General features: G+C 52.1%; 20 protein-coding genes. 10 read left to right on the top strand and 10 right to left on the bottom strand.

Features of this window, described 5'->3' with window-relative positions; all coding sequences use genetic code 11:
• Position 1: 1 nt before the first annotated feature.
• A complete protein-coding gene (locus ACZ520_RS15290) occupies positions 2 to 1,984 on the top strand; it encodes a penicillin-binding transpeptidase domain-containing protein (RefSeq protein ID WP_464126377.1) in 1,983 nt (660 codons plus the stop codon).
• 77 nt (positions 1,985 to 2,061) lie between these two features.
• Here the strand turns inward: ACZ520_RS15290 and ACZ520_RS15285 are convergent, their stop codons facing one another.
• The gene (locus ACZ520_RS15285; protein WP_464126375.1) at positions 2,062 to 2,916 is read right to left on the bottom strand and encodes a penicillin-binding transpeptidase domain-containing protein; all 855 of its coding nucleotides are present in this window, start codon (positions 2,914 to 2,916) and stop codon (positions 2,062 to 2,064) included.
• A 193-nt stretch (positions 2,917 to 3,109) separates the two neighbouring features.
• Between ACZ520_RS15285 and ACZ520_RS15280 the strand changes: the two genes are divergently transcribed.
• Complete coding sequence (locus ACZ520_RS15280; protein WP_416480021.1) at positions 3,110 to 4,702, top strand: RecQ family ATP-dependent DNA helicase; 1,593 nt, start codon at positions 3,110 to 3,112, stop codon at positions 4,700 to 4,702.
• Between the two features lie 6 nt (positions 4,703 to 4,708).
• Here the strand turns inward: ACZ520_RS15280 and ACZ520_RS15275 are convergent, their stop codons facing one another.
• The 5 genes from ACZ520_RS15275 to ACZ520_RS15255 form a co-directional block, all read right to left on the bottom strand.
• Positions 4,709 to 5,464 (bottom strand): UDP-2,3-diacylglucosamine diphosphatase, encoded by a 756-nt coding sequence (locus ACZ520_RS15275; protein ID WP_088564286.1) that lies wholly within the window; start codon positions 5,462 to 5,464, stop codon positions 4,709 to 4,711.
• Positions 5,461 to 5,907 carry a Crp/Fnr family transcriptional regulator gene (locus ACZ520_RS15270; RefSeq protein ID WP_088564287.1) on the bottom strand — a complete coding sequence of 149 codons (447 nt, stop codon included), beginning with the start codon at positions 5,905 to 5,907 and terminating at the stop codon, positions 5,461 to 5,463. Before ACZ520_RS15270 ends, ACZ520_RS15275 begins: the two co-directional genes overlap by 4 nt.
• A 122-nt stretch (positions 5,908 to 6,029) precedes the next feature.
• The gene (locus ACZ520_RS15265) at positions 6,030 to 7,772 is read right to left on the bottom strand and encodes a hypothetical protein (RefSeq protein ID WP_464126372.1); all 1,743 of its coding nucleotides are present in this window, start codon (positions 7,770 to 7,772) and stop codon (positions 6,030 to 6,032) included.
• A 51-nt stretch (positions 7,773 to 7,823) separates the two neighbouring features.
• A complete protein-coding gene (locus tag ACZ520_RS15260; protein ID WP_464126370.1) occupies positions 7,824 to 10,373 on the bottom strand; it encodes a LamG domain-containing protein in 2,550 nt (849 codons plus the stop codon).
• Positions 10,374 to 10,465: 92 nt separating this feature from the next.
• Positions 10,466 to 11,146 carry an alpha/beta hydrolase gene (locus ACZ520_RS15255; RefSeq protein WP_374031146.1) on the bottom strand — a complete coding sequence of 227 codons (681 nt, stop codon included), beginning with the start codon at positions 11,144 to 11,146 and terminating at the stop codon, positions 10,466 to 10,468.
• 27 nt (positions 11,147 to 11,173) lie between these two features.
• Here ACZ520_RS15255 and ACZ520_RS15250 point away from each other — a divergent pair, with 27 nt between their 5' ends.
• Entirely contained in the window at positions 11,174 to 12,664 is a 1,491-nt protein-coding gene (locus tag ACZ520_RS15250; protein WP_464126368.1) for a UDP-N-acetylmuramoyl-L-alanyl-D-glutamate--2,6-diaminopimelate ligase, read from the top strand.
• Between the two features lie 2 nt (positions 12,665 to 12,666).
• Positions 12,667 to 14,088, top strand: a complete 1,422-nt coding sequence (locus ACZ520_RS15245) for a UDP-N-acetylmuramoyl-tripeptide--D-alanyl-D-alanine ligase (protein ID WP_464126366.1) — start codon at positions 12,667 to 12,669, stop codon at positions 14,086 to 14,088.
• A 17-nt stretch (positions 14,089 to 14,105) separates the two neighbouring features.
• Here ACZ520_RS15245 and ACZ520_RS15240 read toward each other — a convergent pair whose 3' ends face one another.
• Positions 14,106 to 14,576, bottom strand: coding sequence for a CBS domain-containing protein (locus tag ACZ520_RS15240; protein ID WP_088564291.1), 471 nt, complete (start codon positions 14,574 to 14,576; stop codon positions 14,106 to 14,108).
• Between the two features lie 201 nt (positions 14,577 to 14,777).
• Here ACZ520_RS15240 and mraY point away from each other — a divergent pair, with 201 nt between their 5' ends.
• From mraY to murC, 6 genes are all read left to right on the top strand, one after another.
• Positions 14,778 to 15,854: a phospho-N-acetylmuramoyl-pentapeptide-transferase gene (mraY, locus tag ACZ520_RS15235; RefSeq protein ID WP_416480025.1), complete on the top strand. Its 1,077-nt coding sequence runs from the start codon at positions 14,778 to 14,780 to the stop codon at positions 15,852 to 15,854.
• Between the two features lie 4 nt (positions 15,855 to 15,858).
• The gene (gene murD, locus ACZ520_RS15230) at positions 15,859 to 17,247 is read left to right on the top strand and encodes a UDP-N-acetylmuramoyl-L-alanine--D-glutamate ligase (RefSeq protein WP_088564293.1); all 1,389 of its coding nucleotides are present in this window, start codon (positions 15,859 to 15,861) and stop codon (positions 17,245 to 17,247) included.
• A gap of 78 nt (positions 17,248 to 17,325) precedes the next feature.
• Positions 17,326 to 17,700 carry a hypothetical protein gene (locus ACZ520_RS15225; protein WP_088564294.1) on the top strand — a complete coding sequence of 125 codons (375 nt, stop codon included), beginning with the start codon at positions 17,326 to 17,328 and terminating at the stop codon, positions 17,698 to 17,700.
• A 98-nt stretch (positions 17,701 to 17,798) separates the two neighbouring features.
• The gene (ftsW, locus tag ACZ520_RS15220; RefSeq protein WP_088564295.1) at positions 17,799 to 18,941 is read left to right on the top strand and encodes a putative lipid II flippase FtsW; all 1,143 of its coding nucleotides are present in this window, start codon (positions 17,799 to 17,801) and stop codon (positions 18,939 to 18,941) included.
• 1 nt (position 18,942) lies between these two features.
• Positions 18,943 to 20,016 (top strand): undecaprenyldiphospho-muramoylpentapeptide beta-N-acetylglucosaminyltransferase, encoded by a 1,074-nt coding sequence (gene murG, locus ACZ520_RS15215; RefSeq protein WP_088564296.1) that lies wholly within the window; start codon positions 18,943 to 18,945, stop codon positions 20,014 to 20,016.
• Complete coding sequence (gene murC / locus ACZ520_RS15210; RefSeq protein ID WP_088564297.1) at positions 20,013 to 21,374, top strand: UDP-N-acetylmuramate--L-alanine ligase; 1,362 nt, start codon at positions 20,013 to 20,015, stop codon at positions 21,372 to 21,374. The genes murG and murC overlap by 4 nt, the downstream gene beginning before the upstream one ends.
• Here the strand turns inward: murC and ACZ520_RS15205 are convergent.
• The 3 genes from ACZ520_RS15205 to ACZ520_RS15195 form a co-directional block, all read right to left on the bottom strand.
• A complete protein-coding gene (locus tag ACZ520_RS15205) occupies positions 21,371 to 22,330 on the bottom strand; it encodes a 2-hydroxyacid dehydrogenase (protein WP_374031138.1) in 960 nt (319 codons plus the stop codon). The genes murC and ACZ520_RS15205 overlap by 4 nt on opposite strands.
• Before the next feature lie 44 nt (positions 22,331 to 22,374).
• A complete protein-coding gene (locus tag ACZ520_RS15200; protein WP_417868270.1) occupies positions 22,375 to 24,198 on the bottom strand; it encodes a hypothetical protein in 1,824 nt (607 codons plus the stop codon).
• Positions 24,199 to 24,339: 141 nt separating this feature from the next.
• Positions 24,340 to 24,975 carry a methyl-accepting chemotaxis protein gene (locus ACZ520_RS15195; protein WP_464128431.1) on the bottom strand — a complete coding sequence of 212 codons (636 nt, stop codon included), beginning with the start codon at positions 24,973 to 24,975 and terminating at the stop codon, positions 24,340 to 24,342.
• Positions 24,976 to 25,224 lie beyond the last annotated feature (249 nt).

Here is a 25,224-nt window from a genome sequence, read left to right as displayed (position 1 = left end):
GTTGAAATCACGTATTGTTGTCATCTTCGTCGGAATTCTGGTGTTGTGGTCCGCTTTGGCGATGCGCGCAGCCTATCTTCAATTTCTTCCCAACGACCGTTTGAATGCTTTGCAAAACCGTCAGTTCCAAACCAAGGTGTCCTTGCCGGCACGCCGTGGGGCGATTGTCGACAGCAATGGCCGTGACCTTGCAATGTCGGCGGCGGCTTATTCACTGTATGCCGATCCGAAACTTTTGGAAAACCGCAAACAAGTGGCGAAGAAGCTGGCGAAAGTTTTGAATCAGTCTCCTGAATCCGTTTACGCAAAGATCAAAGACGGCAACCGCCGCTTCGTGTGGATTCAGCGCATGCTGGAACAGGACAAAGCCGACGAAATCAAATCCTGGGACATCCGCGGTCTTTCCTTTGTGGAAGAATGGCGCCGTGTTTATCCAAATGAAACTTTGCTGGCACAAACCCTGGGTTTCCTGGGCAGTGAAGGGCAGGGACTTGAAGGTCTTGAGCTGGGTTACAACCAGGCTCTGACCGGGAATAAAAAGAAAGTTCTGGTAAAGCGTGATGCTCGTGGCCGCCCGCTGATCAACGACGGTTTGATGTTCATTGAAAATCCGGAAGGGACCGAGCTGAAACTGACTGTGGATTCCGATTTGCAATACCGTCTTGAAAGCGAACTGGCGAACGCGGTTTCCCAGTTTGAAGCCGACCACGCGGTGGGTGTGATTCTGGATGCGAAAACTTCCAAAATTCTGGCATTGGCATCTGCGCCTACATTTGATGTGAACAAAGCTGCCAAGGCGCCGTCTGAATATCGCCGGAATAAAATCGTAACCGATGCATTTGAGCCCGGGTCCACGATGAAAGCTTTTGTGATCGCCGCAGCTTTGCGTGATGGTCTGATTCAGCCCAACACCAAGTTCTATTGTGAAAAAGGCAGCTTCAGAGTCGGCGACCGCATCATCAAAGAAGCCGAAACCAGAGAGAAGTTCGAGGACCTGACTGTTTCTGAGATTCTGGCAGTGTCTTCCAACGTCGGTACCACCAAGATCGCTTTCAAAATGGGTCAAGAGCGTTTGCGCCAGGGCCTGCTTGATTTCGGATTCGGTCAGCGCCTGGGTGTGGATCTGCCGGGTGAAGCCCGCGGCATGGTGCAGGGGCTTCCTTGGAGACAGCATTTGCTTTCCAATATCTCTTTCGGTCACGGGATTTCCACGACACCTTTGCAGATTGCCAACGCTTTTGCGGCGATCGCCAATGGTGGCGTTTTGAATACACCGTACATTGTCCAAAGCATGCGTGATGCTGAAACAGGCGAGTTGGTTGAAGTTCAGCCAAAACCCATCCGCCGTATTCTTTCTGCAGAGCAGGCTGCGCAAATGCGCGCAATGCTGGTAGGGGTGACCACGAAAGGTGGAACCGGCGGTAACGCCCGTGTGGACGGTTTCATGGTGGCCGGTAAAACAGGGACTGCTCAAAAAGTAAATCCGAACGGACGTGGGTACCTTCGTGGCGCTTATATCTCCAGCTTCGGCGGTTTTATTCCGGCCAACGATCCGAAGTTTGTAATTTATGTGGCAGTGGATTCACCGAAGAAATCCTATTACGCGGCAACGGTGGCGGCTCCGGTCTTCTCCAGAATTGCGTCCTATGCTGTCCGCAAAGAAGGAATTGCCCCTTTGCAGTTGGCTGAAGAATCCACAGTGAATCCAAAAGTTCGCCGCGTGGCTTCTGAACCAAAAGCCGTCAAGAAAGCCGAAGCTCCAAGAGCGCTTCTGACTGCGACTGAACTGGATAAGGTCACGAATGTTGAAACCGGCGACACCGTTCCCAACCTGATGAATCTGACCACGCGCGAAGTTCTTCGCAAAGTCAGCGGTCAGGATCTGAAAGTGAAATTCGTAGGGCAGGGCACCGTCAGCGAAGTCTTCCCAACCGCCGGCTCCCAAGTCCCCGAAAGCAAAGAAATCACCGTCATCATGAAATAACCAAAAGGTACCTGCTTACTTTTGCAGAAGCATTGCGCCAGATGTGCCGCTTCGGAAAAAGTAAGCAGGTACCTTTTTTACCAGAGGTTTTCCTCTTTTAGCAGATTGATGGTCAGTTGTTTGGCGAGGCGGCTGCCGAATTCGGCGTTTTCCACGTCCACGGTGTCGATGTAGTTTGTTGCAAAAACATACTGGCGATCAGGTGTTTTGATGAATCCCACGAACCAGCCGATGCGGCGTTTTTGAGCTTCATCCGTATAGCCCGATCCGGTTTTTCCGCTGAACTCATAACCCTTCGGGGTCTTTTCCAGGAACATGATTTTCTTGGTCAGTTCCTGCGAGCGTTTGGTCGCCGGCAATTTATCGTACAAAAGTTTTTTCAGGAAGTCGGTTTGTTCAAATCCTGAAATGCGCAAAGAGAAGCCTTTTTCATCCGGGGTGAAAGAGGCCGGGGTCAGCCACGCGGTTTTGATTCCGCCGGAAATATCCTGATTGCCGTAATCAAACTTGCGCAGATACGTTTGCAGCTTTTGAAAGCCCATCTTGCCGGTCAAGACCTGGGAATACCACACGGTGGAATTTTTCATCCACGAAGCGGCCGTCTGATCTTTGTTCCACTCGGGGATGGAGTGCTTTTTGCCGTTCCATTTGAATTTCGTGCTTTCATTTTTCAGAATGCCGGAATCAAAGCCCATCACCGCCAAGGGAACCTTGAAAGTCGAACACGCCGGACGCTGCACCTGACAGTTTTCCTCATTGATGGATTTCTGAATCTGACCGGTTTGGGCATCAATCAGCAAAAAACAGACGGCCTTGTCCGGGTAAGGATCCGCTGCGACTGGCGTGGCTTCCCTGGCTGGAGCCTCTTTCGGGGCGGGGGAGGAACAACCCAGCAGCAGGGCAGGAATCGTTAGAAATGAGAGTGCCTTCATAAAAACTCCTTCGGATTTATAGGTTCGCATAAATTGCGGGGCAGGTCTTGCAAAATTTTTCCGACTGGAATTCGGAAACGCCCGGGAACTTCCGAAGGATTCAGGGCACTTAGGGCCTCGCCTTGTTCTTGCTGCCTGTTTGCGCGGCAGCACAAGAAGCCGTGCAATCTTGTTGAAATCAAGGGGTGTTTGAATGAAAGTGTCGTTTATGGAAATCGCCGCCAGTCCGCAGGAAAACCAGCTCAAAAAATACTTCAATCTTTCCGGTTTCCGTCGCGGGCAAAAAGAGATCATCGATTCGGTGATGGGTGGCCGTGATGTTCTGGCCGTTCTGCCGACGGGTGGGGGCAAATCCCTGTGCTATCAGTATCCGGCGGTTGCCACACAAAAGCTTGTCATCGTTATTTCCCCGCTGATTGCTTTGATGAAGGATCAGGTGGCTTCTTTGCGCCGTTATGGCATTCCGGCGGGCGCCCTGCATTCCGGACAAAGTGATGACGACAAACGTGAGGTCTTCGCCGAGATCAACAAGGGCGGCGCCTTCGTGTTGTATCTTTCCCCGGAGCGCGCTCAGAAAGAGGGCTTCCATCGCTGGGTGCAAAACCGTCAGGTCGGCCTTTTTGCGATTGATGAAGCTCACTGCGTGTCCCAGTGGGGGCATGACTTCCGTGAAGAATATGCGCAGCTCAATGTTTTGAAAAAGCTGTGCCCGGATGTTCCCGTGCTGGCACTGACCGCGTCGGCGACACCGACCGTCTTGGATGATATTTCCAAGCATCTGAAGCTGCAAAAGCCCGAGCGCATGGTTCACGGATTCTACCGTTCCAACTTGTACTATCAAGTGGAGCTGTGTGAAGACGAAGACGCCAAGCTTCTGCTGCTGCTTCAAAGTATCAAACAAACCCCTGAAGGGCGCATCATCGTTTATTGTGGGACTCGCAAGGTCACTGAAAGCATTGCGGCTTTCCTGCAAAAGAAGTTCGGTAAAACTGTGGGCTACTATCATGCCGGTCTGACTTCCGAAACTCGCACCAGCACCCAGGAAGCTTACGCCAAAGGGGAGCTGCGCATTCTGGTGGCGACCAATGCCTTCGGTATGGGTATCGATCAGCCGGATGTGCGTCTGGTGGTGCATTTCCAGATTCCTGCCAATATCGATGCTCTTTATCAGGAAATGGGACGTGCGGGCCGTGACGGAGAGCATTCGACCTGCCTGACTTTGTATTCGAAGAAAGACAAGGGTCTTCAGTCCTTCTTCATTCACAGCTCGGAAGCACCGGATGAAATCAAAGACGCGCGCTGGAGAAATCTGGACGCCCTGGTGAACTATTCCGAAGGTGGAGAGTGTCGTCACGCCGAGATTCTTACTTACTACAAAGACTCCCAGCGCATCGAGCGCTGTGGGCATTGTGATAGTTGTGATCCGAAATCAAGTCGTCGTATCCAGAAGTCTGTGACTCCGCTGGCGAAGATGGATCAGGTTGTCACCAAACTGAAAAAGGCCTCGAGCAAATCCAAAAAAATCACCAACACCGACGATATCGTGCTGGATGAGATTCAGGAAAAACGTATGGAGCTTCTGAAGCGCTGGAGACGTGAAAAGGCGAAAGAGCTGGATGTGCCAGCCTTCGTGGTCTTCGGTGATTTGACCCTGCGCCAACTGGCGGTGAAAAACCCACGCACTCTTGATGAGATGAAAAACATCTATGGCATCGGGGATTCCAAGCTGGAAAAGTTCGGATGGGATATTCTGGCGGAACTGGGTGATCCCACACGCCGTCTTTAGTGGCGGCTAAAGCCCCTTATCAGCTTCAAACTGAGTCAGAACCACATCCTGGCTTGTAATGCCGATATAGGTCGGCGAAATCATCCAGGAACCGCTGTTGAAATACCTTCCTTGGGGCAGATCAATGGTGCCGGGATGGTGAGTGTGACCAAAGATGATGGCATCAAAGCCGCGGGAACAGATTTCTTCGGCCGCGATCACAAAGTCCGGATGTTCTCCGGGCAGGCATGGAACTTCGCTGCTGCCGCGGAAGCGCCGGCGCAGGCGGGACTTTATTTCTTCAAACTTAATCCAGGCTTTATAAATTCGCGGGCTGACCATCAGGGCAAAACCACCCAGCCAGGTCAGGAACTCATACAGATCGGGGCGTTTCACAAAGAACGGGTCGTACAAGTGGCCGTGCTCGATGCGAATGCGCTGCTTGCCACACTGAACATTTAAAAATGGCGCCAGGGTTAACGGGCCCCAGTCCTCCAGAAAGTTTTCAAGGACGATGTCGTGGTTTCCGACGACGTAAAACACGCGATTTCCAGCTTTGGTGATGGCTTTGACGGCGCGAAACACCTCGGGCACATCTTCCGCCATTTTACGGAAAGACACTTGCGCGATTTCCAGACCGTCGCCATTGATGCAGACGTCGTATTTGTTTTCCGCCGCCCAGTACAGAAATTCAATCAGGGATTTCTTTGCCTCAGAAAAAGGATTCCCCAGATGCAGATCTGAAATGACCACCATTTTCTCTGTGGTGACATCAATAATCATAAAACGGATTCCGTAATGTCTTGCAGATCATCTTTGGAAAGCTGTTCAGCCGCCATCAATGTAATGAGCTTTTCATTGGTCTGACGAATGCGTCCGCTTAACTGCTTCATCAGCTCAAAGGCAAAAGTTGGGTCGCGGCGGATCTTCAGCAGAAAACTTCCCGGATCAAACATCAGCAATGTCGTTTCACCCACAGCCTGAGCAGAAGCGGATCTTGGCAGGGATTCCAGCAAAGACATTTCACCCACCATGCTGCCACGGTCGATGCGACTTAAAATCATGGTGCGGCCTTCGACTCTTTTAAAGACTTCGATGGCGCCTTTTTGCACGATATACATCTCGCGGCTCAGATCCCCTTCACGGAAAAGGACGTCACCATCGGACAGTTTAACGATCTGCTGATCGACGAATTTTTTGCCCTTGGAAGCTTTTGAATTGAACATAGGTGGATAGATTATCAAGGATTTTTGACCATTCCACCGGGCATGAATCGGTCTGGTCGAAGGTACCGCGAGCAAGTGCAGACAGTGGGGCCGCAATGGGCCCTTCGTCTGTGAAAAGAAACTTAGATTGGTTTGGGATGACCATCCACGCGCAGTTGGAACAGGAAGTAAGGCGGAATGCACACGCCTTTTCCGGACTGGGTTTTGTTGCAGATATAGTCGGCCCGGCACGAGGTGTTGTCATCGCAGGCCTGCAATCCCGCAGGTCGGGTGTTCTGCGCCAGGCATTCTCCGAAAGGACGATTGCGCGCCAGACAGTCGTTGAAGCCCTGAAGAATCGCGATAGCTCCGCATGCTTCACCGGAAGCCAACTGTTCACAACCTCCAGAACACATGCCGCCCGGGAAACCCACCTTCGTGGTTTGGCAGTACTGATGTGACGGGCAGGATGTTCTGGTTCCGGCCTTCATCAGATCGCGATGAGAATTTGCGGTTTGAGAAATCGTCCCCGGCTCGCAGGGGTTGCCAGCCATCGGTTGTTCCGGCAGGCATTCGCCGATTTCTTTGGAGGTTTCAGGCGTGACGACCGCCTTGCATTTCAATCCAGCCGCACAAGTCCAAGCCTGATACTCTGAACCCGGCAATCCACAGTGGGCATTCATGGAGCCCGGTGTTTTCGGGTCACGCTCAGAGAAGGGACGAGAGCTGTCGGCCGTTTTTCCCTGGAAGACATTCTGGAAATATATCTGACGGCGCTTTTGTTCCTGCATCATGTGCGGAGATTGGGATGAGAAGACCGAGTTGGCAAAGATCGTTGATTCCGGGTCTTTCCCCAGAAAGTGGAAGCCCGCAATCGTGCGTCCCTGATGGCAGCCCGCACAGGAAAGGTCGTTCAGGCGGCGACGGAAAGACGACGGGCCATAAATGTTTTCCAGATCCGACAGCTTCAGATTTTTAAAGTCGTCTTTCTTGAAAATCTGATCAAACGGTCGATTGGCCAAGCGGTTCATTCCGTGCAGGGCAAAGGAAGAGCTCTTGTTGGTCAGGAATTTTTCTGGAATGTTCAAGGTCCCGGCATCCAGAGCCTTGATATTTTCCGGCGTGGAAATCCAGGCCAGCAGTTCTGTGCGCAGGACGGAATCATTTTGCAGACGAGCCACGTCCGGGGTGTTTTCCATCGGGGCTGGCACAAAGATTTTGTTTTTTAATTTATACACGCGCAGGAAATATTCCGCATGTCCGCCCATGTCCCCCCGAATGGTCGACGGCCAGCGTACGGCTTGCAGATTCACTTCCAGTGATTTCAGGTTCGCCAGCGTCACCCAGTTTTTCAAAGGAGGCTTTTGCTGAGAGGACCATTGTTTTGCCACCGTCTGGCAGTTTGATGTCGCTGGAAGTTTGAAGACCGCATTGAGGGTCATCGGCAGACGCGACTGAATCAGGGTTTGGTTCTGGGTTTTCGCATAGGACAGGCGATAGATCAGGCGCACCTCGCCGCAGGTGCCGGGATTAAATACGGTGCGATCCATGCGGTTGACAACGCCCACCAGTTCAAAGCGGGCCGCCGTGGTTTTTAGCCAGCGGATATCAAACAGGCGGTGAACATAGTTCATACCCACACCCAGCTTGGCATCCTGAGTCTTGAGGGCGTCCAGGTCTTTCTCCAGATCGGCAACCAAAGAATGGTAAGCAGGATGTTCCAAAAGTTTCTTATTGTCTGCGCCAGGAGCAGAAAATAAAACGGCGCCAAGATTGAAGTCAGCTTCGTCAAGGGCTTGAACTTCAGAGGGTTCTTCCAGAACCAGACGGTGCGCAGAGGCCGCACAAGCGGACAACAACAAGGCCATAAAAATAAAATTTTTCATGGCTTTATTTTGACTTATGCCTGGTTTTTGTCACGTTGCAATTGGGAAGGATCAGTTGCAAGTCACGCCGTAGCGGTCCTTCTGGGTAAGGCAGTGGGCTTTCACAGCACTGTCTGCCAAAGATTTTTGGTAAACACGCAAAACCGCCAGCTTGCCGTTGAAGCGGCGGCGGCCATCGACGTCAAAGGGAATTCCGACAAATGCATCGGACATCCCGCCAATAACATCGCCGTCGCTTTGAGCCACGTTGTTGGAGTCTTGCTTGATATTAACGACTTTAGAGCTTTCAAGAGCGCCGTTCACATAACTTTTTAATGTTGAGGTGGCTTTATCAAAGCTGACAGCCACATGATACCACTGATTGGCGTTCAGGCTGACGCCGCCACTGACCGTATCGGTCGAGCCATAGTTGTTGATGTAAAAGGCGTCGACGGTGTTGTTTTTACCTAGGCGCAATCCCAGGCCATGGGAAAGCTTGTTGCCATTGTCGTACTGCGCTTTTTCAAAGATGGTCTTATACAGGTCGTGGCGCAGGTCATTGGGCGGATAGTTGTTATCCACTCCCAGCGCGGCACCGGGTTGCAGCCAGGCTTCAATGGTCCACGCCGGACCCAGGGTCGAAAGATCCGCCTGAGAAGTCACCTGCATATAATCATCAACACCGTCAAACTGCATGTAGGCAGTAGCGGCCGTGGGGGCTACAAACCCCGATGAGGCGTTGCCATCAAATCCGCCCAAGGTTTTTGTTAACGCTTTGGGAGCCAGATCGAACCAGCCCAGCCAGCCCGCCGGACTTGCGGAAGGAGCCATGCCGCGATCAGCGTTGGCCGCGTCCCAGTGCAAAACCAAATCACCGGAATTGATGGCGCCGACTTTCACCGGACGATAGCGGTCGGCGGTTGCGGTAAAGTCGTGAAAGATTTCTGCTGGAGTCGATTGGGTATAGCCCGCAATTTCTGACATCTGACCCGCGAAGGGGAAGAACGTCTGAACCCGGGGAGCCAGTCTTAAAGGAGAAGCAAAGTTGTAAGTCGCCGGCAGATTCTGACTGCACACTTCTCGGCCGCTGACGAAAGTTTTTAGTTTTCCTGCAGTCACCTGGGTCGTTACAAACATCCATCCGCCGTTGGCGGCATTCGGATCATCGCAGACGACTTCAGATCCGCCATCCGTGTAGCTGCTGGAAATAACTCCGATCCAGTGACGGCTTTGCAAAGTGCCGTTGGTGTGATTGGCCAGCACGGCGGTTTTGCTGTCGGTGTTGTCACGCTTGAACCAGTAAGAAAGGCGCAAGTCCTGAGTCGTTCCAAGATTGGCAACACTCAAAGGCAGCCCCTGATCATCCTGAAGAGCATCAAAGTGCAGGGCGTTTTTTAAAGAAACCGCGTCGTTGCGCCACGGGTTTGCTTCGCTTAAGCCCGAAAGGTCAATTGTATCCGCCGTGGTCAAAGCCGGCCAGTTCACGGTTTTGTTGTTGTCGGCACTGGCGGGAGCCCGCGTGGTCAGGATGCTTGTCGCATCCAGTGTTTTGCTGATGGAAAACTCTGGGTCAAACAAAAACAACTGCGAGGTGCCGGTCCAATCAGGACGAACCTGCACCTGGAAGGACTTGCTGCCAAAGCCCCCGCGTTTTTCCGAGGCTTCAAAATTGAAAATCCAGGTTCCGATCTGATCCAAGGTCGGCGTCCATGAAAACAGACCGTTGTTGCCAATGGTTCCGACGGAAAGACAATCGGTGTTGGCAAGACCGGTGACTTCGCCGGTAATTTTCTTATAGGTGCAGGACCAGAACAAATCTCCGGTCTGGGCCGAGTTCGTGACCGTGGCATTCAAGGTGGAAACCGACTGTGGAGAGCGCGACTCAAGCGAGTTGGAGGTGAGCAGGGGCAGAACCTCTGATGCCACCGTGCCGCTGTCCAGTCGTTTCAATTGTACGGAATGGATTTTGACTTCGGCGTCTTCTGAGTAAAAGCCCAAAGCCCCCTTGCCGGAATAAAGCGCGGAAGGGAAGGTGCCATCCGTATAGGAATAAAAAAGCTGGTCGTCGCGATAGACGCTGAACAAGGTTCCTTTGCGCACAAACTTAAACTTGTGACGGCCGCCCACGGCGGTCTTGCTGACACTGTCGGTGCCTAAAAACTTCTGTCCCACTTCCCCGTGCGCCAGCCCCAGTTCGGATCCGGTGGAGGGTTTGGAAATATAGTAGTTCGTGGTTTTGTCCGTGATATTTCCTTTATAGCCAAAGAACAGCCAGAAAACCTCCCAGTCATTGGCGGCGGTGTTTTGGCGTAACTGCTGGCTGGTGGTTAAATCCACGGTCAGTTCAAAGTCCTGTACAGGTGTGTCGACAGTTTCTTTGATGAACACCAGGGCGGCGTGGGTTTCGTTGGCCGCCGTCGCGGGCTTTGGCGCCAGAATGATTTCGCTTGAGCTGAACGTCACTGATCCCTCGCCATCATAAGCGACGGCAAAGTTTGCGGCATCCAAAGAAATGACTTTGGTGGGAGGTGTTTTTGCAGGATTGCTGGAAGAACCCAGAATTGCGGTAATGCCGCCACAACCGGTAAGAATGAGAGATGCCAGTACGATCAGAATGCTCATGCTAGCTCTAACGGAGCTTTCTGAAGGGGTCTGAAGCAAAAAGCCCGGGCTGCAAGAAACTGAAATGTTTCCGTATCAACCCGGGACAGTCCTTATGGAATAGTACTCAGATAATCCCCGATTTGGGTGATGACCGGCATTGGAATTTCGTGACCGCCTCGGAACCCTTGCAGGGAGCCTTTCATGCCATGTTGGGTCAGCAAAGTTTCAAGTTTCTGCGCCTGTTTGTAGCCCAGAACCGCATCATTGATGCCATGACTTTGATAGAAGCGCTGGCCGGCGCGATTGGGAACATACTGCTTCCATTCTTCCTGATGCACCAAAGTGCCGGACATGATCACAAGTCCTTTTGGAGTTTCCGGTGCACGCAGATAGATTTCAGTCGCCAGCATCGCGCCCTGGCTGAATCCGCCCAGCACGATTTTGTTCCACGGAACCTTCATCTGGCGGATCATCTCCATGGCCAGGTCGTAAGCTTTGCTCATGCCTTTCGGGGTGTCGTTGCTGAAGTCACGGTGTTCACCGCGTTCCTGCGCACGCTGAATTTCCATCATGTCAATTGTCCACCAGGCGCGGCCCATCCAAGCCGGGCCGATGGGCACTTCCAGATTTCCGTTCGGAAATAACCAGTTGTATGTCTTCTTGGTTGGGATGATTTCCCCCAGCGAAAACAGGTCGTTGGCATCAGCGCCGTAGCCATGGAAGAAGATGACCCATGGCGCATCGTCGTTATGATTTATTTCTTGGCAATGTAGTTTTCCGAGTTGTCTCATATCTGAGACCTAAGTTACTCTTAGTGCGTGAAACTGCAACATCTCTTTTCCATTCTGCCGGGGATTCCTGAAAACGCATTCTCTCATATTGAAGTGACAGGGGTCTTTAACGACGCACGCCTTGTCGTGCCGGGTTCAGTATTTGTCGCGATTCGCGGCAACAAACTGGACGGGCACACTTTTATTCCTGATGCCGTTGCCAAAGGTGCCGCCGCCCTGGTGGTGGAAGATCGCGCGAAAATTCCGCAAGGGTACGAAGGCGTTGTGTTGCAGGTGCCAAACTCCCGCGAAGTGCTGGATGTTCTGGCCAGCCGTTTTTACTGGGATCCGGGGCAGGAGCTTTTCTGCGTCGGCGTGACCGGCACCAACGGAAAAACTTCTGTCACGTACATGGCCGAAGCCATTTTGAATCACGGCAAAATTCCCACCGGGGTGATCGGCACGGTCAATCACCATCTGGGTGATCAGGTATGGCCTTCTGAAATGACCACGCCGGATCCGGTGTTTTTGCAAAAGCGTCTGCGCGAATTCCGTTCGGCAGGGGCTTTGGCCGTGGCGATGGAGGTTTCCTCCCACGCTCTGGACCAGCGCCGTGTGGACAGTGTTCCGTTCAACACCGTGATCTTTACGAATCTGACACGTGATCATTTGGATTATCACAACACGATGGAAAGCTATCTGGAGGCGAAGCAGCGCCTGTTCACGGATCTTTTGTGGAAGACCCACAAGCGTCCGTGCTTTGCCATCGTCAATACCGCTGACAAGTTTGGCCGTCGCTTGCGTGTGGCTGATCCGGCGGTGCTTTGGACATACGGTGAAAAAGACTCTGACATTCGCTATGAAATTCTGAAGATGGACTTTGCCCTGACCCACTTCAAAGTGTGGACCCCGGTCGGGGAGGGTGAAGTGCGCTTGCCAATGTCCGGGACTCACAATGTGATGAATGCCCTGGCGGCCTTGGGTGCGGGATTGTCAGCGGGGCTTCCGCTGAATATCTGCATCGAGGCTTTGGATCGTTTTACTGGTGTACCGGGCCGTCTGCAGTCCGTGCCCAATGATAAAAATCTTTCGGTCTTTGTTGATTACGCCCATTCGCCGGATGCATTGGAAAACGTGCTGACGGCTTTGAACAAGGTTCGTGAAAACCTGCAATCCAAAGCGCGCATCTGGACGATCTTTGGCTGCGGCGGGGATCGTGACAAAGGCAAACGTCCTTTGATGGCTGAAATGGCCTTGAAGTATTCAGACGAAGTCGTGATCACTTCCGACAATCCTCGCACCGAAGATCCGCAAGCGATCATTCAGGATATTCTGGCCGGAGTGGCCGGATCTGCGAAAGCCAAAGCCATGACCGTGGTGGACCGCAAGGACGCCATCACTCAAACCCTGAAGCGGGCCCAGGAAGGCGATGTGATTCTGATCGCCGGCAAAGGTCACGAAGACTATCAAATTATCGGAACACAGAAGTTCCCCTTCAGTGATGTGAAGGTGGCCGAAGAGGCCTTGCAAGGGAGATAAACATGAGAGCCATGGACCTGCAAACCATCGTTAAAGTCACAGGTGCAAAGATCCTGAGCCAGAAAGAAACCCATTTTGCTGGCATTGGCACCGACACCCGCGCCCAGTTGCAGGGCCAGCTTTTCATCGCGCTTAAAGGTGAGGCTTTTGACGCCCACAACTTCCTGGACAAAGCGGTGGAATCAGGCGCCGCGGGTTTGATGGTGCATGAAGAAAACGCTCACACCGAAAATCTGCAAGACAAAGCCACGATCCTGCTGGTTCCTGATACTTTGAAAGCATTGCAGAAGCTGGGCAATTGGGCTCGTCACGAATCCAGCGCCCGCATTGTCGGGATCACGGGTTCCAATGGCAAAACCACCACCAAAGAATTCACGGCGGCGCTGGTGGGTTCTGCCATGGACGTTCACTACAACAAAGGCAGCTTCAACAATCATTGGGGTGTTCCTTTCACGTTGTTGCAACTGCCTCCGAAAAAGGATGTTGCCATCATTGAGATGGGGATGAATCACGCCGGTGAAATCACCGAGCTGGTGCATATTGCCGAACCGGACGTGGTGGTTTGCACCATGGTGGGGCGTGCGCACATGGAATTTTTCGGCACCATCGAAAAGGTGGCGGAGGCCAAAGAGGAAATCTATGAAGCTTCCGGTGATCAGACTGTGCGTATTTACAATCTGGACAACACACAAACCCACAACATGTACGTGAAGGCGCGCGAAAAATTCCCGAAGGCGCGCATCCTGACGTTCTCTTCCGAAGATCCGCGTGCGGATGTGCACTTGATGATTTCTTCCATGAACATGAATGAAATCTCGATCAAGGGTTCCATCGGTGGCGAAGCGGGAACTGCGCGCGTTCAGGTGTTCGGTGCTCAAAATCTGACGAACCTGATGGCGGCGGCCAGCGTGGGGCTGGCGGTGGGAATGACTCCAGCGCAGGTGTGGGCGGGGCTTCCTGCCTGCAAGACCAATTGGGGGCGTAACCAGTTGGTGCACTTGAAATCCGGTGCGCAGATGATCTTTGATGCTTACAACGCAAATCCTGACAGCATGAAGGCTCTGATCGACAATATGAAACTTCTGACCGTTCCGGGGCGCAAAGTCGGTGTGTTCGGTCAGATGCGTGAACTGGGATCTGCGTCCGCGAACCTGCATGAAGAGCTGGGCACCTGGGTCGGCCAAGCAGGCTTTGATAAAGTATATTTCATTGGTGATGACGCCGAAGCCTTCGCCAAAGGTTTGAACAGCACCGGATACAAAAATCTGGCGCTGATTGAAAAAGACTATAAAGATTCTTCCGGCCAGGATCTGGCGGGCTTCCTGAAAGCTGGCGACATCGCCGTCGTCAAAGCCTCACGCGGGACAAAGCTAGAGCGCTTCGTCTTCCCGTGTGAGCCTTTGGATTTCGCCGAAAAACAGTAATCCCAAAAGGTTCCTGGTTAGACGCCGGCTTGTCCGACCAGATAGGCGGTTCGTTGCAGCAGGGGATTTGAGAACAAATCTCCCAACACCCAAGGGGCGTCCGAGGACTCATCTTTTTTCAGAATCTGATCCAGCAGCACCAGCATGTCTTCCGAAGTCACGATGCCGACAACTTCATCGTCTTTTGTGATCAGAAAGGCCGAAACCTTTTCTTCAATCATCGCATCAACGACGGCTTTCATCGGGGCTTCGATCGGGAATGTTTTTAAGGGTGAACTCATGAGCTTTCCAACAGGAGTTTCGGCGTGCGGAGAACGCAACAGATCCCGCTCGGAAAGCATACCGACGATATAATCCTCTTCTTCATCCATGACGGGAAGGTGACGAATCCAATAGTTGGTCATCAGGCGCAAAGCTTCTGAAGCTGTCGCGTCCTTACTGACAGTGATGAGTTTTCGGGTCATATGGTCTTTCAACGCAATTTTCACAACGACCTCCTTGCTTGCTCTTATTTTAGCACTTTCAAGGGCGCGGAACATGAGCCCTGTCATATCACAGATAATTCTTTAAACATTAGTGATTACATATACTTACGAACTTTCGCTTGATTTTTGTCCAGCGAATATGCTAAACCCTTTAAGTTCCTAGCAAATTTAAATTTTTAGGTCACAACAGGGGATCAGCGCAGCATGCTTTACCAATGGCTTTACTCAATGGCGGATGAATTCTCGCCACTGAACGTTTTCAGGTACATCACGGTCAGAACCTTTATCGCCTTCTTCACAGCCTTTTTGCTGTGCTGGATTTGGGGTCCGCATTTTATCAAACGTCTTCAGTTGAAGCACTTTGGTCAGGCGATCCGCGATGACGGTCCTCAAACTCACAAAAAGAAAGCCGGCACACCAACCATGGGTGGTGGTTTGATTCTTCTTTCCACTTTGATTCCCTGCCTGTTGTGGGTGGATATGATGAACCCGCTGGTGTGGGGTGTTCTGATTATCACTTGGGGCTTTGGTTTGATCGGTTACATGGACGACTGGTTGAAAGTCAGCAAAAAGAACTCCAAGGGTCTGTCCGGTAAAATCCGTCTGGCTGGCGAGTTCCTGATCAGCGGACTTGTGGTTTTGGCTCTGGTTCACTTCCACGGTCTGAGCACCGCAGTGACCATTCCATTTGTAAAATCCGTTTCTATTGATCTGGGTTACTTCTATGTGATCTTTGCTGCCCTTGTTGTGGTGGGCACCGCCAATGCGGTGAACCTGACAGACGGTCTGGATGGACTGGCGATTGTTCCGGTGATGATCTCGGCGGCGACTTTGGGTCTGTTTGCCTATGTGACGGGACACTTCTCGATTGCGAACTATCTGCAAATCCCTCACGTCGTGGGCGCCGGGGAGCTGACCATTGTGGCGGCGACCATCGTGGCGGCGGGCATGGGCTTCCTTTGGTTCAATGCGTATCCGGCGCAAGTTTTCATGGGTGACGTGGGTTCGTTGTCCCTGGGCGGTTTCCTGGGTTCCATGGCTGTCATCACTCAAAATGAGTTGTTGATGCTTGTCCTGGGCGGGGTTTTCGTGGTCGAAGCATTGTCAGTGATCACTCAGGTGATCTCTTTCAAAATGACCGGTAAAAGAGTTTTCAAAATGGCGCCGATTCATCACCACTTTGAATTGGGCGGATTGACCGAAACCAAGATCATTGTTCGTTTCTGGATCATTTCCATTTTGCTTGCAGTATTAAGTTTGGCCACTCTGAAGTTGAGGTAAGAAGATGTATAAAGAGTATAGTGATTTAAAAGACAAACGCATTTTGGTTGTGGGATTGGGCAAGACGGGTGTTTCCCTGGCTCACTTCCTGACCAAACATGGCGCACAAGTGACAGTGACAGACCACAAATCCAAGCCGGAGCTTTCTGCTCAGTTGGAGCAACTGGGTGATTTGCCAATCAAGTTTGAGCTGGGCGGCCACAGCCCGAAAACTTTCATTGCTCAGGATCTGGTGATTCTTTCTCCGGGTGTTCCAAGCAATCTGAAGATCTTTGATTATGCCCGCTCCCAAGGCATCAAGATCACCGGAGAGTTCGAATTCTCTGCCGGCTTTATCAAAGAGCCGATCATCGGTCTGACTGGTACCAACGGTAAAACCACAGTCGCGAAAATCACTGAGGCGATCCTGACTGAATCCGGTGTAAGAACCTGGGTGGGCGGGGCGAATGAAAAGCCGCTGGTGGATTACCTGCGTCTGGATGACAAAGCTCAGGTGGTGATCGCGGAAGTATCAAGCTTCATGCTTGAACACTGTGACACTTTCAATCCGGGCAACATCGTGTTCACGAACCTGGCTGAAAACCACCTGGATCGTTACCGTTCCATGGAAGAATACGTCAATGCAAAACGCCGTATCTTCAAAAACACCAACCAGGCAACTACCAGCATTCTGAATGCGGATGACAACGCGGTTGTCGAGTTGGCTCGTGATCCGGCAGTTCAGCGCGGTCGTATCTTCTACTTCTCCCGCAAACCGGCTTTGGAACCTCAAATCATGAACATCGGTGGCGCTGTGAATATCGGCGACGAAATCCGTGTTCGTACCGGCCCAGAGATCGAAAGCTTCAATATCAAGGGCATGAAAATGCGCGGTAAACATTCCGTGGAAAACATCATGGCGGCGATCCTGGCATCCCGCGAGCATGGTGCAACCCGTGAAGCGGTTCAGAAAGTGATCAACACTTTCACCGGTCTGCCTCACCGTATCGAATACGTGCGCAAAGTGGGCGGAGTGATGTTCTACAACGACTCCAAGGCCACCAACGTGCATGCGGTTCTGCGCGCTTTGGACACTTTCGATGAAAACGTGATCCTGATCGCCGGGGGTAAAGATACGAATCTGAATTATGAGCCTTTGCGCACTTCCGTGAAACGCAAGGTGAAAACCCTGATCTTGGTCGGGGAAGCCAAAGAACGTATCAATCGCGACCTTGGTGACTTCTCTGAAACCTTCCTGATCGGTACATTTGAGGAGGCGGTTTTGATCGCTTACCAAAAGTCGAGAATCGGGGACGTTGTCCTGCTTTCTCCGGGCTGCTCAAGCTTCGACATGTTTGACAGTTTCGAAGAACGCGGCGATTATTTCAAAGAAATCGTGAGAAAGTTTCACTGATAATTTACAATCAAGAAACAAGCAAAGGGCCTCGAGGATGAGGCCCTTTGAGTATTAACATTGCCAGGAGGGCTCCCCGTGTCTCGTCGTCTTTTCCTTTTATTCTCTTCAAGCGTATTGGTTCTTTCCGGTTGTGCTTCCGGATCTTTCAAGGCCCGCCAGGAACAACGTGAAAAGATGGCAGCCAGCACAGGCATGTTCTGCGAATTCCTCAGTGGCGATGTTTACCATGATCTGGATGTTGAACTGAGCATGAAAATGGCCAATCGCTGCGACGCCAACCGCAACTTCTCTATCACCAACTACAAAAACACTTCCGATCAGAATGGTGTGATCTATTGCTGCGCTACAGCCGGACGTGGTGAGCGCAAAGCTGCCGCTCCGAAAAAGGCTCCAGTGACACCTTCCAAACAGGAAGCAGAGCAGTCTGACGCTGAAGTGATCTCCGAGTAATCGGGTCCAGCTTTTTTCCGACCCGATAGACCTTAATCTGGACTTCTGATTAACTTAGAAAGTGGCTGGTGAAGCCACTTTCTCGGGAGTCCACGTTTATGTTGAGATATCTGTCCAGCAGCCTGTTTCTTGCCATCATCACTCTTTTAGGAATCGGGCTGGTTCAAGTTTATTCTTCCAGTTTTATCTTCGCGATCGAATCCTATGGCGACGGTCTGTTCTTCTTCAAACGACAATTGATTTTCACGATTCTGGCCATGGGCGTGCTGGTGACCACCATCCATATTCCATTCCGTTACATTGAAAAATACGGTTGGGCTTTGTGGCTGGTGGCGACACTGGGGGTGTTGGCGACTTTCGTTCCGGGCCTGGGGGTTCGTGTGGGTGGAGCGATCCGCTGGATTCAGTTGCCATTCGGAGTGCGCTTTGAGCCGGGCGAGCTTTTGAAAATCGCCTTCAGTGTGTGGTTTGCAAGTTTGCTGTGCCGTCAGGAAAACTTCCTGGGGCGTGTTAAGTGGCACTGGATTTTTGTGGCCCTGGTGGCTCCGATGGCGTTGCTGCTGAAACAACCTGACTTTGGAACCTTTGCCATCATCGTCATGGTGGCGGTGACTTTGTTGTTTGCCTTCGGTTTGCAGTGGAAATACATCATTGGTGCGGTGGCGGTGATGATTCCGGCGTTCTATTTCCTGGTGATGAGTGTGCCTTACCGCCGCGCACGTGTTCTGGCCTTCCTGGATCCATGGGCGGACCCGGCGCAAAAAGGCTTCCAGGTGATTCAAAGTATGCTGAGTTTCCATTCCGGCGGATTGACCGGCGCAGGTCTGGGGCAAGGGCAGGGGAAACTGTTCTTCCTTCCAGAGGCGCACACCGACTTCACCCTGGCCGTGCTGGGTGAAGAAATGGGCTTTGTCGGTTTCGTTCTGATTTTGGCATTGTACGGTTTTGTTGTTTTCCGCGGAATGCAGATTGCGGTCAAAGCTGAGGAGCCATTCAAAAGAGCATTGGCTCTGGGTTTGTCAGTGACATTTGGCTTGAGTGTATTTATCAATGCAGGGGTGGTGATGGGACTTCTTCCCACCAAAGGTTTGACTCTTCCGTTCTTGAGTTACGGGGGAAGCTCTTTGGTGTCCCTGTGCTTTATGTTTGGACTTATTCTGAACATCGAGAACTCTTTCGAAGAAGACAAGTTTTCCCGTCGCTTTGGTTCCCGTTGGACAGCTTCAAAGGTGAAAAATTAAAATGACTGTTAAGAAAAATATCGTGATCGCCGGCGGAGGCACTGGCGGACACATTTATCCGGGTATTGCCATCGCCCGGGCTTTGCAAAAGCTTGATCCCAGCATCGAGGTGCACTTTGTCGGCACGGCTCGGGGTCTTGAAAGCAAGATTGTTCCTCGCGAGGGTTTCCCTCTGCATCTGATCGAATCCGGTCAATTGAATGTGAAAAGTCCGATTCAGAAACTGAAGACCCTGTTGAAGATTCCGGTGGGTCTGTGGCAGTCCATCCGTCTGCTGGGGCAGCTAAAGCCTTTGTATGTAATCGGGGTGGGTGGTTATGCTTCCGGTCCGTTTGTGCTGGCAGCCAGCATTATTGGCTTTAACACGGCGGTGTGGGAACCCAATGCAATGCCAGGCATGGCCAACCGTATCTTGTCCCGCTTTGTCGACAAGTGCTTTGTGGTTTTCAACGAAGCTAAAAAACATCTCAAGGGTGACAGCATCATCCAAACCGGTATGCCGGTTCGTGCTGAAATCGAAGCGGCTGTGCATAGCACCTCTGAAAATCAAAAATTCCACCTGCTGGCTTTTGGCGGCAGTCAGGGATCCCGTATCATCAACAACTGTCTGAGTGATGCCGTGATGAGCGGGGGGGAGTGGGTGAAAGACCTTTCTGTCGTTCATCAGTTGGGCAGCGCGGATCTTGAGCGCGTGACTGAAAAGTACAAAAATGCGCCGTGCGAAGTGCAGCCGTTTGAGTTCATCTATGACATGGCCAAGTATTATCAGTGGGCTGACATCATTGTCTGCCGTGGTGGGGCCAGCTCGATTGCGGAAGCGGCGGCGTTTGGCATTATTCCTATCATTGTGCCTTTGCCGGCTGCGGACGACCATCAGCAGAAGAATGCAGAAAGCCTGGTGCAGAAAAATGCCGGCCGGATGATTCTGCAGAAAGATTTAACGCCGGAAAGGTTGATTTCAGAAGTCCAATCTTTGCGGGCCGATAAAGATTTGCGCGATCAAATGGTTCGGAATATAAAGAACTTCTATATCCCTCATTCTGCGACCGTGATCGCAAAGGAAATCCTGCAATGAAGTTACAGCACGCCAAATTCCATTTCGTAGGTATTGGAGGCATCGGTATGTGCGGCCTCGCGGAGCTGTTGCACAATATCGGCGCGAAAGTATCCGGCAGTGACCAGGCTGAAAACGCCAACACGGAAAGACTGAAAGAACTGGGTGTGAAGGTCTTTAAAGGCCACGCTTCCAGCAACGTGGGGGACGCTGACGTTGTGGTCTATTCCAGTGCGATTCAATACGGAAACCCCGAGATCTCCGAAGCGCGCGCTCGGCAGATTCCTCTGATCCCGCGTGCCGAGGCTTTGGCGGAAATCATGCGCCTGAAGCGCGGTATCGCAGTGGCGGGGACGCACGGAAAGACCACCACAACGTCCATGACTTCTGCGATTTTCCTGGAGGCCAACCTAAGCCCGACGATTGTGATCGGCGGCCGCTTTGAACTGATCAAGTCCACAGCGATGCTGGGTTCCGGTGAATGGCTGGTGGCCGAAGCCGATGAGTCTGACGGAAGCTTCCACAAGCTATCCCCGGAAATTGCGATCATCACCAATATTGACTCGGACCACCTGGAACACTTCAAGACCTTTGAAAATGTGCAGAAGTCTTTCCACGACTTCGCGATGAAAGTTCCTTTCTATGGCAAGGTCATCGTGTGTGGCGATGATCCGCTGGTTCGTCAGATCTTTGAAAACTTCCCGAAAAGAATCCTGTTCTATGGCTTCGATGAAAAGAACGATTTGGTTGTGACCGGAGAGCAGGGGCACTATGCGGTTCACCGCAATGATCGTTTGCTGGGTACAAAACATCTGGTGGGTGAGTTCAATCTAAAGGTTCCGGGTCGTCACAATGCTTTGAATGCGGTGGCGGCGATTTGTGCGGGTGTGGCCGCGGGGATTCCGTTTGCAACATGCGCCAAGGGTCTTCAGCGCTATGAAGGCGTGGATCGTCGATTCCACTTCAAGGGCGAGAAAAAAGGCATCAAAATTTACGATGACTATGGTCACCATCCGACTGAAGTGCGTGCCGTTTTGCAGGCCTTCCGTGAAAAGTATCCGAAGCAGAGACTGGTGGTTTTCTTCCAGCCGCATCGTTATTCCCGCACACAGCACTGCTGGCATGACTTTACCACGGCCTTTATGGAAGCCGATCAGGTTCTGCTGACAGATATCTATCCGGCGGGTGAAGCGCCAATTCCAGGCGTGACCAGTGAAAAGCTGGCTTCAGAAATGAAACATGAGCACGCCCAGTATTTTGTGCGTGATGAAAAAGCGACTCAGAAAATTCTGGGCATGTTGAAAGAGGGCGACGTGTTTGTCACCCTCGGTGCCGGAGACGGCTGGAAACTGGGACTGGATGTCCTGAATCAGCTTTAATACAAAGAATCCCCGGGGCGTTGGCCTTCCAGCGCCGCGGTGACATTGTCCAAAGCCCGGTGACCCATGGCGGATCGGGTTTCGACCGTCGCACTTCCCATGTGCGGAGTTAAAAACACATTCGGAAAATCACGCAGCTTCAAGTTGTAATCAGGTTCATGGCAGAACACATCAAGTCCGGCCGCAAACAGATGACCGCTTTGCAGCGCTTTGATCAAAGCATCCTCGTTCACCAGATTCCCGCGCCCTACATTCACCAGCACCGCGTTTTTCGGTAGCAGCGAAAAGCTTTTACTGTCCATGATGCCATTGGTTTCCGGAGTGCTGGGTGCATTTAAGGAAATGATCTGACAGTGCGGAAGCATGTCGTGGAAGTTTTTAAAATACACGGCATCTTTTTCAAGTTCCGGCGGCAATCGTTTGTTGTTGCAATAGATGATCTTCATGCCAAAACCGCGGGCGCGGTCGGCAAGAGCCCGGCCGATGCGGCCCATGCCCAGAATCCCCAAAGTTTTGCCGCTGACCTGCAGGCCCAGCATGTCCGTCTGGCTGTAGGTTTTTCTCCAGCCGTCCTGCATGATGGACAGATACTCGCGTCCGCGACGGCAGGCATTTAAAAGCAGCATCATTCCCAGATCCGCCGTGCACTCGGTCAGCACTTCCGGAGTGTTACTAAGAAGGATGCCGCGCTCTTTGGCGGCACTGATATCCAGGTGTTCAAATCCCACACTGGAGGTGGCGATGATTTTTACGGAATCGGGCAGAGCTTTAATGACATCGGCAGTAATTTTCTGACGGGGTACAACCACGATGGCAGCAGGCTGGATCTTGTGAACCTGATCCAGCATTTCTTCGACGGAAAGTTCTTTGGCCGAAATCGTGGCTTTGAACTGATTTAATGCGCGTTCAAGGACCGAAGCCGGTGGCAGAAAAGAAAAGAGCAGGATGTGTTTCATCGAGGCCTCCAGTGTTTACGTTGTAAACCCCGCAGGCCTTCGGGTCAATTTGCGATACGATTCATGCAATTCCAGTTGGCTTTGAAGCGGTTGCCTTGAATTTTCATTGAAGAGGCCAAAGCAAGACATTCGGACCGGCTCAATTGTTTTTGTTCAGACAATTTGGACCAGCAGTACCAACGAACATTGTCGGAACTCTCTACATCGGCATTGCGATCGGCCGCTTCAAGACACGACCCCAGGTGGATATCGTGGTTAAATCGGGTCAAACAATTCCAGTCGACGCCGGTCACACTTTGTGTTTCAAAACGGCGGGCGAAAAGATGACATTTCAAAGGATTGTCAATCAGCGGTTCAAACTGGTTGTAACAATACCAGCGATAGCCATCGCGGGATTCAGCGTTGTCACCGGAAGCCGCTTTCTGCAAACATGTTTCCACCATTTGCGGCAGCATTTCTGTTGGCGCCTTCAGGCCGATGCTGTAGCTCATGTCCAGACGGTCGCGTTGTGGCCACTGGGCCGAGGCTTTCAGCAACTGACTGAAATCGTGGGAATACAAACGGCCCTTGAGCGCGCGCAAAGCTTCGCGACGAATCGGGGATTCGTTGCTGTACATCATCTCTTTCAGAAGGCCTTCGATGCCCATGTCATAGCTTCCGAAGCATTGGGACAGGCGCGGGATGAATTGCCATGCATCGGAAGTATATTGCAGCCAACTGGCTTTCAGCTCGGTGGTCTTCAGCAGATCCTTCATGGCGCAGAACTGGTCAGTCACGATAAAGTTCAAACCGTCCCCCAGTCGCTGACGGATCAGGCGTTCCTGCTGTTCAGCTTTCACCATATCCGGGAGAAGCCCCAATTGCGCTTGCAGATCCAGGAATTGCATTTTCATTTTCAGTGGCAAAGAGCGCGCAGAGCCGATTTGCAGGAAGAAGTTTTCAAAGTTGCGGGTGGCTTCAGCCGAAGCACGCAAAGTGTCCTGCAGCAGCGCCATGAACAGCGGATTCTGGGTCGCTTCCAAAAGAGGTTCATAGTATTTCTTCAGATGCAGTTTTTTGGCCAGGAAATGGATGGCTTCACGGTTTTCGTTGATGCTTTCAGAATACGCGTTGCAGGTCAGGGCCTTGTAGTTTGGATCGGACTCGGTTTTAGGTGCGACGATGCGATAGCTCATTCCGGCAAAAAGCTGATTCAGCTTTTTTGTATCCGGGCCTTTGCTGAACAGAGTCTGTGCGCTGGTGTCGCGCAGGGCTTTCTTCAACAGGGGGCCTGCGACTTTTCCCATGGGTCCGGTGCTGGTGAAACCATGCAGGCGCTCGACGTTGTTAAAGGCCGAAGAAAAGATCTGACTGATGCTCATCCCGTATTCGGAATAGCGGGAAAAAGCCACGCGTTCAGCAAGGTCACGGGGAAATCCGTTCTTGATCAGAACTTCCACGTACTCTTCAATCGAGCGTTTGTCCGGGGTTTTGCTGGAAAGGGTGTTGCAGCCCATCAGGAAGACGTCTTTGGGTTTGCTTAAAATCCCCGGGCAGGAGTTTTCGCAGCTCAGCCTTTCGATTTCCTTCAGATCCAGAGTGGTGCTGTTGCCTTCCCCAAAGAACACGCCCCCAAAGTGGCCGGAAATCAAAAGCACGTCACATTGAATGCCGGAGTCGCAGGCGTTTTGCAGCCAGCGGGGGTTCTTGCCTTCCGTGGGAACAAGCTCGGTGATCTCGACATCCTGGGAAGCGTAAAGCTGTCTCAACGCCTCTTTTTCGTCCGCGGAATTCAGGGTCATTGTGCAAATGCGTTTGGTGGCCGCTTCGACAGAAGGGCTCCCAAGCATAACCAGCAGTCCAAGACAGAGCAGGGATTTCAGTTTCATACCCGCAAAAACTGCAAAGGGCTGTCCAGCGCCAGTTAAGAATCAGGCAAGGAGGAGCGTCCATGGCTTGCGCATATGACAAAATGGGGAAGACGAAAAAAGGGTGTCTCGTTTTGAGACACCCTTTTTGGGGGATAAAAATCAGGCGGCTTTGCGACCTTCGACGACCGAGATCAGCTCCTGAACCATCGAATCCATCTGCTGGGATCGCTGGGCAAGCTCTTCAGCGGCCGAGGCACATTCGCCCGCGGCCGAGGCATTGTTCTGGGTCACACGATCCAGTTCATTGATGGACATGTTGATCGAGCTGACCCCCTGGGACTGCTCCGTGCTGGCGGTGGAGATTTCAATATTCAACGCCGTCAGTTTTTCGATCTGCACCACGATTTCATTCAGCATCGTGCCGCTGGCCTGAACAACCTCGTGACCGCTTTCAATTTTGTGAACGCTGTCCTCGATCAGGGTGGCGATCTCTTTGGCGGACGTGGCACTTCTTTGTGCCAGTGCGCGCACGGCCTCCGCAACTACGGCGAAGCCTTTGCCTTGCTCTCCGGCGCGGGCCGCTTCCACTGCCGCATTCAGGGCCAGAAGATTGGTCTGGAAGGCGATATCGTCAATAACTGAGATGATCTCTTCGATCTTCTTGGAGCTCTTCGCAATGTCATCCATGGAAAGAATCAGCTTTTCGACCTCATCTTTGCCATGGCGGGCTTTGACCTGCGCGGTTTCAGCCAGTGAGCGGGCTTCGTTGGTGTGTCCGGCATTCAGCTTGATCATGCTCGACATTTCCTCGGTGGCCGAAGTCGTCTGTTCGATGGAGGCCGCGGCCGTCGTGGCGGCGCTGCTGAGGTCTTGAGAGGACTTGGAGATTTCAGAGCTGGCTTGGGCGACACTGGTGCCTGTTTCTTTCAGTTTCACCGCGATGCCGGAAAGGGCCTTCATTGGGCGGTTTAACACCACAAAGGCCAGGCCCATGGCAACAATCGACAGGCCCACGGCAACAAGCACGATGTACATGGTGGCATC

Source organism: Bdellovibrio sp. BIS2 (assembly GCF_055398295.1).
The sequence above is the reverse complement of the archived record's forward strand: the minus strand, read 5'-3'. Positions and strand labels throughout refer to the sequence as shown.

Bases quoted from the DNA above. Each gene is read 5' to 3' on its own strand.
- ACZ520_RS15195 (WP_464128431.1), bottom strand. From the start codon at position 24,975: ATGATCAAGCTGAATGCCGGACACACCAACGAAGCCCGCTCACTGGCT.
- murG (WP_088564296.1), top strand. From the start codon at position 18,943: ATGACTGTTAAGAAAAATATCGTGATCGCCGGCGGAGGCACTGGCGGA.
- ACZ520_RS15260 (WP_464126370.1), bottom strand. From the start codon at position 10,373: ATGAGCATTCTGATCGTACTGGCATCTCTCATTCTTACCGGTTGTGGC.
- ACZ520_RS15245 (WP_464126366.1), top strand. From the start codon at position 12,667: ATGAGAGCCATGGACCTGCAAACCATCGTTAAAGTCACAGGTGCAAAG.
- ACZ520_RS15205 (WP_374031138.1), bottom strand. From the start codon at position 22,330: ATGAAACACATCCTGCTCTTTTCTTTTCTGCCACCGGCTTCGGTCCTT.
- ftsW (WP_088564295.1), top strand. From the start codon at position 17,799: ATGTTGAGATATCTGTCCAGCAGCCTGTTTCTTGCCATCATCACTCTT.
- ACZ520_RS15275 (WP_088564286.1), bottom strand. From the start codon at position 5,464: ATGATTATTGATGTCACCACAGAGAAAATGGTGGTCATTTCAGATCTG.
- ACZ520_RS15280 (WP_416480021.1), top strand. From the start codon at position 3,110: ATGAAAGTGTCGTTTATGGAAATCGCCGCCAGTCCGCAGGAAAACCAG.
- ACZ520_RS15265 (WP_464126372.1), bottom strand. From the start codon at position 7,772: ATGAAAAATTTTATTTTTATGGCCTTGTTGTTGTCCGCTTGTGCGGCC.
- ACZ520_RS15270 (WP_088564287.1), bottom strand. From the start codon at position 5,907: ATGTTCAATTCAAAAGCTTCCAAGGGCAAAAAATTCGTCGATCAGCAG.
- murC (WP_088564297.1), top strand. From the start codon at position 20,013: ATGAAGTTACAGCACGCCAAATTCCATTTCGTAGGTATTGGAGGCATC.
- murD (WP_088564293.1), top strand. From the start codon at position 15,859: ATGTATAAAGAGTATAGTGATTTAAAAGACAAACGCATTTTGGTTGTG.
- ACZ520_RS15200 (WP_417868270.1), bottom strand. From the start codon at position 24,198: ATGAAACTGAAATCCCTGCTCTGTCTTGGACTGCTGGTTATGCTTGGG.
- mraY (WP_416480025.1), top strand. From the start codon at position 14,778: ATGCTTTACCAATGGCTTTACTCAATGGCGGATGAATTCTCGCCACTG.
- ACZ520_RS15285 (WP_464126375.1), bottom strand. From the start codon at position 2,916: ATGAAGGCACTCTCATTTCTAACGATTCCTGCCCTGCTGCTGGGTTGT.
- ACZ520_RS15255 (WP_374031146.1), bottom strand. From the start codon at position 11,146: ATGAGACAACTCGGAAAACTACATTGCCAAGAAATAAATCATAACGAC.